Raw genomic sequence first — 10041 nt, 5'->3', positions numbered from 1 at the left:
GTGAAACATTTTGCAAATCAAAGATCAATTAAAACAGCTAAAACCGTATCAACCTGGGAAACCAATTGAAGAGGTCAAAAAAGAATATCAATTAGACAAAATTGTGAAATTGGCTTCAAATGAAAACCCTTTTGGATGTTCCGTACATGCAAGAGAGGCGATACAGGCCGAGCTCGAACATTTAGCGATTTATCCAGATGGATACAGCGCAAGTTTAAGAACAGAGCTGGCTGAATTTCTTCAAGTAAGTGAAAAACAATTAATTTTCGGGAATGGCTCAGATGAACTTGTGCAAATTATTGCGAGAGCATTCCTTGATCAACATACAAATACCGTCATCCCATCTCCATCTTTTCCGCAATACCGTCACAATGCAGTGATTGAACATGCTGAAATTCGAGAAGTGCCTCTTTTAGACGGAGGAGCTCACGATCTGAAGGGCATGCTGGATGCGATCGATGAAAACACGAAGGTTGTCTGGGTATGTAATCCAAATAACCCGACGGGAAATCATTTGTCAGAATCTGAGCTTGTGGCGTTTTTAGACGAAGTGCCGGCTCACGTGCTTGTTGTACTAGATGAAGCGTATGTTGAATACGTTCGTGCAGAAGATTTTCCAGACAGTTTATCTTTATTACAATCCTATCAAAATGTCATTGTACTTCGAACGTTTTCTAAAGCGTATGGACTTGCAGCACTTCGAGTAGGCTACGGGATTGCGTCAGAAGAGCTGATTACTGCCATTGAACCAGCGAGAGAACCGTTTAATACTAGTCGTATCGCTCAGGCAGCTGCGCGTGCAGCGATAAAAGATCAAGACTTCATTCAATCATGCAGACAGAAAAATGAAGCAGGCCTTAAGCAATATCAAGATTTTGCTGACCGTTTTGGACTATATATCTATCCATCTCAAACAAACTTTGTGCTGATTGATTTTAAACGAGATGCAGATGAATTGTTCAATGCATTATTGAAAAAAGGTTACATTGTTCGTTCCGGTAAAGCACTTGGTTTTCCGACTTCTTTACGTATTACCGTCGGAACAAAAGAGCAAAATGAAGAAATTCTAAGTACACTTGCCGATTTACTGCAAGGCATTCGTGCGTAGCATAACCATAAAGTCATATCCTAATGCAGGATATGGCTTTCATTGTACCAACCTCATATACATATAAGCTGTTGAAATAGGTTGTTTAATTTTCGCGAAAAATCAGGTGATGAATATGAACGATGCAAACGAAACAATATTAATCGCTGGACTCGGTTTAATTGGAGGGTCCATTGCACTCTCGATTAAAAAAGAGTATCCTCATAAAAAAATTGTAGGGTTTGATGTTTCCAAAGAGCAAATGGTTGCTGCAACAAAGCTGGGAATTATTGATGCAACAGCTGATTCGTTTCTAGCGGGTTTAGAAGAATCTTCGACCATTATTTTGGCAACACCTGTCCAGCAAACAGTAAAGATGCTTAGTGATATTGCAGACTCTGGAATTGAAAGAGAGCTCACAATCACTGATGTCGGCAGCACAAAGCAAAAGGTCGTCCATTTTGCTGAAAAAGCGCTGCCTGAGCATTACCAATTTATTGGTGGCCATCCAATGGCAGGCTCTCATAAGTCAGGTGTTATTGCAGCAAAAGACTTTTTATTTGAAAATGCGTTCTACATTTTAACGCCTGCAAAGGAAACAAACCGTCAAGCTGTTGATCGGTTGATGGATTTGTTAAAGGGGACAAAAGCTCATTTCATCGAGATGACACCAGAAGAACATGATGCTGTGACAAGTGTCATTAGCCATTTTCCTCATATTGTTGCAGCCAGCCTTGTGCATCAAGCCCATCATTTTGAAGAACAATTCCCACTTGTTAAACGGTTTGCTGCTGGAGGCTTTCGTGATATCACACGAATTGCTTCAAGTAATCCTGCAATGTGGCGGGATATCCTGCTGCACAATAAACACAAGATTTTAGACCGTTTTCATGAATGGAAAAAAGAGATTAACCGCATTGAGACCTTCGTACAGCATGAAGATGCTGAAGGATTGTTCTCTTATTTTCAAGATGCAAAGGAATATCGCGATGGACTTCCTCTAAGGAAAAAAGGAGCCATTCCTGCTTTTTATGATCTGTATGTCGATGTTCCGGATCACCCTGGGGTCATTTCGGAGATTACAGGGCATCTAGCAAGTGAAAACATTAGTATTACAAATATCCGTATTATTGAGACGCGGGAAGACATTAATGGGATTTTACGCATTAGTTTTCAAACAGATGACGACCGGAAGCGTGCAGAAATCTGTATAAAAAATAGAGCGAATTACGATACATTTTATGCTGACTGAGGTGACAAACATGAAAATTCATAAAAATGCTCCTATGAATGGAGAAATTCATATCCCAGGTGATAAATCTATTTCACATCGATCAGTGATGTTTGGTGCAATTGCTGATGGAACCACAGTAGTGAAAAACTTTCTTCCTGGAGCTGATTGTTTAAGTACGATTGATTGCTTTAGAAAGATGGGCGTTGAAATTGAACAAAAAGGGACAGATGTTGTCATTCATGGTAAGGGACTTAAAGAGCTCAAAGAGCCGTCTGACATTCTCGATGTTGGCAATTCTGGTACAACCATTCGATTAATGATGGGGATATTAGCTGGTTGTGAGTTTCACAGTACACTAATCGGTGATGAGAGTATTGCCAAAAGACCAATGAAACGTGTGACGGGTCCGCTTAAACAACTAGGAGCCAAAATAGACGGGAGAGCAAATGGCGAGTATACACCACTGTCTATTCGTGGCGGTCATTTAAAAGGCATAACTTATGAGTCTCCAGTGGCAAGTGCACAAATTAAGTCAGCTGTCCTTTTAGCAGGGCTGCAAGCAGAGGGAACAACGACATTAACCGAACCACACAAATCAAGAGATCATACAGAAAGAATGCTCTCAATGTTTGGTGTAAAACTAGATGAAGATGAACAAAGTGTTTCCATTGAAGGCGGCCAAACATTAACAGCAACAGATATATTTGTTCCTGGGGACATCTCTTCAGCTGCATTTTTCCTTGTAGCTGGATCAATCGTTCCGAATAGCCAGATTGTCTTAAAAAATGTCGGGCTAAACAAAACAAGAACAGGTATTATTGATGTACTGAAACTTATGGGGGCAAATCTTGAGATCAATGAAGTAGATGCCAAAGGCGGAGAACCGTACGGTGATTTAACCATTTCTACTTCATCATTAAAAGGGATTGAAATTTCTGGTGACATGATTTCAAGACTCATTGATGAAATTCCGATTATTGCGCTTCTTGCGACCCAAGCAGAAGGAACAACAATCATTAAAGATGCCGCTGAGTTAAAAGTAAAAGAAACCAATCGAATTGATACAGTCGTATCAGAACTTAAAAAACTCGGTGCTGATATTGAAGCGACAGATGATGGTATGAAGATTCATGGTAAAACTACGCTTCAAGGCGGCGCAGTCGTTTCAAGCTACGGAGATCACCGTATCGGTATGATGCTGGGAATTGCCGCATGTGTGACAAAGCAAGCAATTGAGATTGAAGATACGGAAGCTGTTCGTGTCTCATACCCAAATTTCTTTGAACACATTGAATATTTAACGAAAACAGTCTGAGGATGTCCTCAGGCTTTTTCTTTCCTTCTGCATATTTGTCAGAAATATAGCATAGCTTGTCTCAAGGTGAAACCTTGAAAAAAAACATTTTGTCCGATAAAAATAGTGTCTGCAGTTTACAAATCATCAGTTTCGTATAGGATGAAATGAAAAACAGTCTTTAAAACACAAAAATGGGTTCATTTTAAAAGAGCAACATATTTGCTGGATGTGCACCTGTCGATTATGATATGAAGTAACAATAGTTTAGGTTTTTGGAAACAGAAAGGAACGGTTTGATTTGAATAGTTCATTACAAGAAGCCATAAAATTAGTTGAGGCGGGTGAGACTGAAAAAGGACTCCAAACACTTGCTCAAGCAGAGAAGCATTTGCATGATGAAGAAAAGGCGCAAGCGGCTCAATTATATTATGATTGGGGAGATATCGATAAAGCACGGAATCTCATCAGTGATTTACATGATTTATATCCAGAGGAAACAGGTTTAACGTGTTTTTATGCAGAGCTGCTGATTGACTCTGATGAAGAAGAGAAGGCGATTGCAGTATTAGAAACGATTCCTGAAGATGATGATGCGTACCCAGAGAGTTTATTGTTAATGGCAGATTTGTATCAGATGCAAGGACTATTTGAAGTCAGTGAACAAAAGCTTTTAAAAGCGAAAGAACTACTTCCGAATGAAGCTATCATCGATTTTGCATTAGGTGAGTTGTATTTTTCTCAAGGTCTTTCAAAGAAAGCGGCTAATTTTTTCTACAAAGTGGCAGATCAACAGCATGAGGTTGGCGGGGTCAATGTGTATCAGCGGCTTGCTGAATCACTCAGTACAGCTGGAGAATTTGAGGATGCACTTGAATGGTACGAAAAGGCAGTAAAAGATCAAGCAGACCCGAACACTCTTTTTGGCTACGGATTTACAGCGATGAGGGCTGGCAGAACAAAAACAGCCATTCAGCAGCTTACAGAACTGAAAGATATTGATCCATCCTATTCGTCACTTTATATGCCTTTAGCGAAAAGTTATGAGGAAGAAGGACTATATCACGAGGCTTTAGAGGTAGTAAAAGAGGGTATTAAAGTTGATGAGTATAACAAAGAATTATATTTATATGGTGCCAAGATTGATTTGAAAAATGGGGATTCAGAAGATGCGAAAAAACTGCTTCAAGAAGCACTTGCTCTCGATCCGGGTTATATTGAAGCAGTTCAAACATTGCTGGCGATCTATTTAAATGAAGAGCTGTTTGATGAAATTCTAGATGTTATTAAAGAGGTTAAAAGCTTTGGGGAAGATGATCCAAAATGGAATTGGTATGCTGCATCTGCTTCTGTCGGGCGAGAAGAATACAAAGAAGCTGCCGAGTATTTCAAGCTTGCCCTGCCTGATTTTGATGAGGAACGTGATTTTTTATATGAATACGCTTCGTTCCTTTTAGAAGAGGGCAGACAAAAAGAAGCACTGCCGTTATTACGCAAAGTTCTAGAGAAAGATGGCACGAATGAAGAAATTGAAGAAACGATTTTAAGAATTGAAGACGAAATTTCCTTATAGTTTGCAGGAATGAAGAACTGGTTTGTTGAATAATTCATGTATAGCAATTTAATTTACGATAGAGGAGGGAATAACATGCAGACCCCTGTTTCTGTCAATGAAAAAAAGGAATTTATCCGGTGGTTCTTAAACCATTATCAGCTAAAGCGAAGAGAGTGTGTTTGGATATTAAATTATTTAATGAGTCACGACTCTTTGATGGAAAAGGTTCATTTTGTAGAGCAAGCAGAATTTTGCCCAAGGGGAATCATCATGTCAACACACTGTGTGGATGAAGTTCCCTTTAGATTTTATAAAGAAAACATCATGACGACAGATGCTGAAAAGTCATTTCATGATATTCGTTTGAATAAACAGCAGGATTTGTTTATTCAATTGAATTTCCGTTCTGCTTATCGTTCGCCGGAATATGCAGCTGTTCTTGAAACAAATCCCCATATTCCAAAGGATCTTTATGAGAATGAAAAAGATAAGGATCTTGCTGAGAAAGTGCTTGAGCACTCAATCGCAACTTTCCAAAAAGAACGGCTCATGAAAGAGATAGATGAAGCACTTGACCGTCATGATCAAGAAACATTTAATAAGCTGGCAAAAGAATTAAGCCTATTGTCATAAACTGAACGAATAAGCCTTGCCCTATACAGGCAGGGCTTATGTCATGAAAGAGGGGAAATTGATGAAGTTTCAAGCAGAGGACGCGGATCGCTTTTTGCAATCTAAAGCTTACATTGATACCGCTATCATTCCATTAGTTGGGATTAACGCGGATCAAATGAAACAAACCGTGTCTTTAGGAGAGTTTACTATTCTTGTAGCAGAGGAACTTGAAAGACAATTAAAAGGGCGGGTTTTTCTTTTTCCACCACATACATATTTAGAAGTGAGTGACCGGAAACAAGAAGACATATTCACAATGAAGCAGTCGCTCAAAGATCATTTTCAGCATGTCGCACTGATCACATCTGATCACCAGTGGAAAGAGCATGCTGAGATCAGCGAATCGCTATTTTTGCTCAAGCCGGTTCCGCTGGAGCATTTGAAGGTTGAATTAAAGCAAAAAGTCATTCAAGACAGTGTAGAACAAATTTTGAACTTTTTGTTACAAAAATGGAACCCTTCATAAAAACCCTTACATTTGCATTGTACATAGCTTTTTAGGATGTTGACCTTGTGAATAGATTGATATATTATGAGGGTGTCCTAGTTTTATGAAATTTTTTCTAATTCAGTTATAAAGTAGCTGACGACCTGAGGGGGGGAGAAAAAAATGAGCGAGAAGAGACATGGAGTGTCCAGGCGTCAATTTTTGAATTACACGTTGACCGGCGTGGGGGGATTTATGGCCGCTGGAATGCTCATGCCTATGGTTCGCTTTGCGCTTGACCCTGTGCTAAAAGGAACAGAGGATCAGGATATGGTTCAAGTTGTCAGTGTAGATGAACTGACAAAGGAACCGAAGCGCTTTGACTTTAAAATTGATCAAGTAGATGCATGGTATGAGTCAAAGGAATCTAGGTCAGCATGGGTGTACAAAGAAGGGGATGAAATTGTCGCTTTATCGCCAATCTGTAAACATTTAGGATGTACAGTGAACTGGAACAGTGATCCGAAAAATCCAAACAAATTTTTCTGCCCGTGCCATTATGGGCTGTACGACAAGGATGGTACAAACGTACCCGGAACTCCACCGCTTGCACCGCTTGACCATTATAAGCAGCAAGTGAAGGACGGATACCTCTATCTTGGAAAAGCTGTGCCGAAAGGGGAAGGGTAACGATGCTTAACAAGATTTACGATTGGGTAGATGAGCGGCTAGACATTACACCGATATGGAGAGATATTGCGGATCACGAGGTGCCAGAGCACGTCAATCCAGCACATCATTTCTCCGCTTTTGTGTATTGTTTTGGCGGTTTAACGTTTTTTGTGACAGTCATTCAAGTCCTGTCGGGCATGTTTTTAACGATGTATTACGTGCCGGATATTAAAAATGCCTGGGAATCTGTCTATTATTTGCAAAATGAAGTGGCATTTGGCCAGATTGTCAGAGGGATGCACCACTGGGGTGCGAGTTTAGTCATTGTGATGATGTTTTTACATACGCTAAGGGTCTTTTTCCAAGGGGCGTATAAAAAGCCTAGAGAGCTGAACTGGATTGTTGGTGTGCTCATTTTCTTTGTGATGCTTGGACTTGGTTTTACAGGTTATCTTTTACCATGGGATATGAAGGCGCTGTTTGCGACGAAGGTTGGTCTTCAAATAGCAGAAGCAACACCTTTCATTGGTAAAGAGATCAAAACGCTGCTTGCAGGTCATCCTGACATTGTAGGGGCACAAACGCTGACGAGATTCTTCGCTATCCACGTCTTTTTCTTGCCAGCGGCATTATTTGGGCTGATGGCTGCCCACTTTATTATGATTCGTAAGCAAGGAATTTCTGGACCGCTATAAAATGTTGCGTTTGATGAATGTTCAATGAGGAGGGGATGACTTTGCATAGGGGAAAAGGGATGAAGTTTGTCGGAGATTCCAGAATACCGGCAGAAAGAAAACCTAACATACCTAAAGACTATTCCGAATATCCGGGAAAAACAGAAGCCTTTTGGCCGAACTTTCTTTTAAAGGAATGGCTTGTAGGTGCCGTTTTTTTAATTGGGTTTCTTGTCCTAACTGTTGTTCATGCGCCTCCGCTTGAGCGGATGGCTGATCCGACAGATACTGGCTATATTCCGCTGCCAGACTGGTATTTCCTATTTTTGTACCAGTTATTAAAATATGAATTTGCTGCAGGTAGCTTTACTGTCGTCGGCGCGATGATTATGCCTGGAATCGCGTTTGGTGCACTTTTGCTCGCACCATTTCTTGATTCAGGTCCAGAACGCAGACCGTATAGAAGACCAATTGCTGTAGGGATGATGATCCTTGCAGTCGGCGCAGCAACATATTTAACGTGGGAGTCTGTTGCAACCCATGATTGGGAAGCAGCGGCAAAACAAGGTGAGATTAAGAAAGAAGCAGAGATTGATACTTCAGCTGAAGAGTATAAAATTTATCAAGAGCAGACATGTATCTCCTGTCACGGGGATAACATGCAGGGCGGAGCAGCCGGACCGTCACTCGTTGACAACGGTCTTTCGCCTGAGGAGATCGCTAAAATCGCTGTAGAAGGAAAAGGCAACATGCCTAAGGGTGTCTTTAAAGGCAGTGATGAAGAACTCGAGAAGCTCTCTAAATATTTATCTGAGGTCAAATCAAAATAATTCAGTTGTTTAAATGCAAGTACAAGGATATACTCAAAAGAGAAAAAGCTGGCGCTGTCAGCTTTTTTCTGATTTTAACAGATCGTGAGTGAAGAGACATATGAGATGGATTCAATATTTGCTAGCGACGCGCTACCTGCTTGTGCTGGTGCTTATGATCAATTTCCTTGGCACTGTGTACGGATACTATTGGTATATTCCGCAGCTCATAGAGACGCCGGCTGTCTTTTTAGCTTTTGTACCAGACAGTCCAACGGCCAGCTTTTTCTTTTTATTTGTATTACTTGCGTTTTTGATGAAACGAAATGCTCCTTATTTTGAAGCACTTGCTCTTGTGACCTTGATTAAATATGGGCTATGGGCGGTAGGAATGAATATCTTTGTGCTTTTATCTGTTGATGATTTTCCGTGGGAAGGCTACATGCTGATTGGGTCTCACTTTGCGATGGCGGTTCAGGCTGTATTGTTTGCGCCGTATTATCGTTTTCAAATGCGTCATCTCGTGGTAGCGGGAATTTGGATTTTACATAACGATGTGATTGATTATGTATTTGGTATGATGCCGCGTTATTCTATGCTGTCTGCCTATTCAAACGAGATCGGCTATGCGACGTTTTGGTTAAGTATCGCGGTTCTTCTTGTTTCGTATTATCTCGTTCTATCGAAAAAATCGGTCAAGCTGGAACTCCCTTAACAATGTTGGTCTAACCTTGTCCTTTTCTTCATACGCTGTATGGAGAAGGGCTAGGAGGGACTTGCATGAAACGAAAGCCAATCGCGATGATTCTATTATTTTTTCTCGTATTACATCCTGCTGTTGCCAAAGGTGAGGAAACAGCTGCTAACACGCTGCAAGAATTAACGGAACTATCAGATTCCATCTTTCAATTAACGAGACAAGCTAAATATGATGAGGCATTACAAGTCGCATTGTATGTTGAAAAGACATTTAAAGCTGAGAATTGGCGTGGAACTTTGACGAATACGCAGATTCGGCAAATTACACTTGGCTATCAAGATATGATAAAAGGGCTGCCGCAGGAAGAATTGAATGAGCGCGAAAAGCTTCGTTATGCTTCTCAATTTAGAATGCTGCTTGATGCGATCCAGTCGGATTCTGAGCCTCTTTGGGGTTCGCTCGAGAAGCCCATTATGGGGTCTTTTCCTACTTTGAAAAAAGAAGTGAAAGATCCAGAATCGACGACATTTTATGAAACTTGGAATGAGCTGGTTTCTTTATACGATATGATCTATCCGAGCTTAACCATTGATATTTCGCCTGAAAAGCTCCAGACGATTAAGCAGCACATGGAAGTGATTGAGCAAGGTGAATTTTTAAAAGCATCAAGTGGGACAAAGCTTGAACGTCTCACGAAGCTGGAAGAGGATTTAACGAGTGTGTTTGCTCACGTCGATGAAGATGAAGCTGATCCATCCCTTTTATGGGTCATCTTAACAACTGGGAGTATCATTTTACTAACGTTAACGTATGTTGGATTTCGGAAATATCGTGCTGAAAAAGAAAAGAAGCAAAAACGTCAGGCTGATTATCCTAAATCATAAAAAAAGAAGCCCAAAACTGGTGCTTCTTTT

At 40.6% G+C, this 10041-nt stretch carries 11 protein-coding genes; all 11 read left to right on the top strand.

What is annotated here, in order from left to right; translation table 11 throughout:
- Nucleotides 1–10: 10 nt before the first annotated feature.
- The 11 genes from hisC (at nt 11) to ypjB (ending at nt 10011) form a co-directional block, all read left to right on the top strand.
- Nucleotides 11–1108: a histidinol-phosphate transaminase gene (gene hisC / locus AC3WTB_RS11350; protein WP_338527482.1), complete on the top strand. Its 1098-nt coding sequence runs from the start codon at nt 11–13 to the stop codon at nt 1106–1108.
- A 115-nt stretch (nt 1109–1223) separates the two neighbouring features.
- Nucleotides 1224–2339: a prephenate dehydrogenase gene (locus AC3WTB_RS11345; RefSeq protein ID WP_474892365.1), complete on the top strand. Its 1116-nt coding sequence runs from the start codon at nt 1224–1226 to the stop codon at nt 2337–2339.
- Nucleotides 2340–2349: 10 nt separating this feature from the next.
- On the top strand, nt 2350–3636 hold the full coding sequence (aroA, locus tag AC3WTB_RS11340; protein WP_059377975.1) for a 3-phosphoshikimate 1-carboxyvinyltransferase: 1287 nt from the start codon (nt 2350–2352) through the stop codon (nt 3634–3636).
- A 280-nt stretch (nt 3637–3916) separates the two neighbouring features.
- The gene (locus AC3WTB_RS11335) at nt 3917–5188 is read left to right on the top strand and encodes a tetratricopeptide repeat protein (RefSeq protein ID WP_492333744.1); all 1272 of its coding nucleotides are present in this window, start codon (nt 3917–3919) and stop codon (nt 5186–5188) included.
- A 75-nt stretch (nt 5189–5263) separates the two neighbouring features.
- Nucleotides 5264–5803, top strand: a complete 540-nt coding sequence (locus AC3WTB_RS11330; RefSeq protein WP_008344562.1) for a ReoY family proteolytic degradation factor — start codon at nt 5264–5266, stop codon at nt 5801–5803.
- 61 nt (nt 5804–5864) lie between these two features.
- Nucleotides 5865–6311, top strand: coding sequence for a YpiF family protein (locus AC3WTB_RS11325; RefSeq protein WP_059377977.1), 447 nt, complete (start codon nt 5865–5867; stop codon nt 6309–6311).
- Nucleotides 6312–6455: 144 nt separating this feature from the next.
- Entirely contained in the window at nt 6456–6962 is a 507-nt protein-coding gene (locus tag AC3WTB_RS11320) for a ubiquinol-cytochrome c reductase iron-sulfur subunit (protein ID WP_007500911.1), read from the top strand.
- Nucleotides 6963–6964: 2 nt separating this feature from the next.
- Complete coding sequence (qcrB, locus tag AC3WTB_RS11315) at nt 6965–7639, top strand: menaquinol-cytochrome c reductase cytochrome b subunit (protein ID WP_003215804.1); 675 nt, start codon at nt 6965–6967, stop codon at nt 7637–7639.
- 41 nt (nt 7640–7680) lie between these two features.
- Entirely contained in the window at nt 7681–8448 is a 768-nt protein-coding gene (locus tag AC3WTB_RS11310) for a menaquinol-cytochrome c reductase cytochrome b/c subunit (protein WP_039179522.1), read from the top strand.
- A 100-nt stretch (nt 8449–8548) separates the two neighbouring features.
- On the top strand, nt 8549–9142 hold the full coding sequence (gene lhaT / locus AC3WTB_RS11305) for a lipoprotein heptaprenylglyceryl N-acetyltransferase LhaT (RefSeq protein WP_492333743.1): 594 nt from the start codon (nt 8549–8551) through the stop codon (nt 9140–9142).
- Between the two features lie 65 nt (nt 9143–9207).
- Complete coding sequence (gene ypjB / locus AC3WTB_RS11300; protein WP_492333742.1) at nt 9208–10011, top strand: sporulation protein YpjB; 804 nt, start codon at nt 9208–9210, stop codon at nt 10009–10011.
- Nucleotides 10012–10041 lie beyond the last annotated feature (30 nt).

Source organism: Bacillus sp. EB106-04-04-XG123, assembly GCF_058791855.1.
The sequence above is the reverse complement of the archived record's forward strand: the minus strand, read 5'-3'. Positions and strand labels throughout refer to the sequence as shown.

Bases quoted from the DNA above. Each gene is read 5' to 3' on its own strand.
- lhaT (WP_492333743.1), top strand. From the start codon at position 8,549: ATGAGATGGATTCAATATTTGCTAGCGACGCGCTACCTGCTTGTGCTG.
- AC3WTB_RS11325 (WP_059377977.1), top strand. From the start codon at position 5,865: ATGAAGTTTCAAGCAGAGGACGCGGATCGCTTTTTGCAATCTAAAGCT.
- AC3WTB_RS11330 (WP_008344562.1), top strand. From the start codon at position 5,264: ATGCAGACCCCTGTTTCTGTCAATGAAAAAAAGGAATTTATCCGGTGG.
- qcrB (WP_003215804.1), top strand. From the start codon at position 6,965: ATGCTTAACAAGATTTACGATTGGGTAGATGAGCGGCTAGACATTACA.
- ypjB (WP_492333742.1), top strand. From the start codon at position 9,208: ATGAAACGAAAGCCAATCGCGATGATTCTATTATTTTTTCTCGTATTA.
- AC3WTB_RS11345 (WP_474892365.1), top strand. From the start codon at position 1,224: ATGAACGATGCAAACGAAACAATATTAATCGCTGGACTCGGTTTAATT.
- AC3WTB_RS11320 (WP_007500911.1), top strand. From the start codon at position 6,456: ATGAGCGAGAAGAGACATGGAGTGTCCAGGCGTCAATTTTTGAATTAC.
- aroA (WP_059377975.1), top strand. From the start codon at position 2,350: ATGAAAATTCATAAAAATGCTCCTATGAATGGAGAAATTCATATCCCA.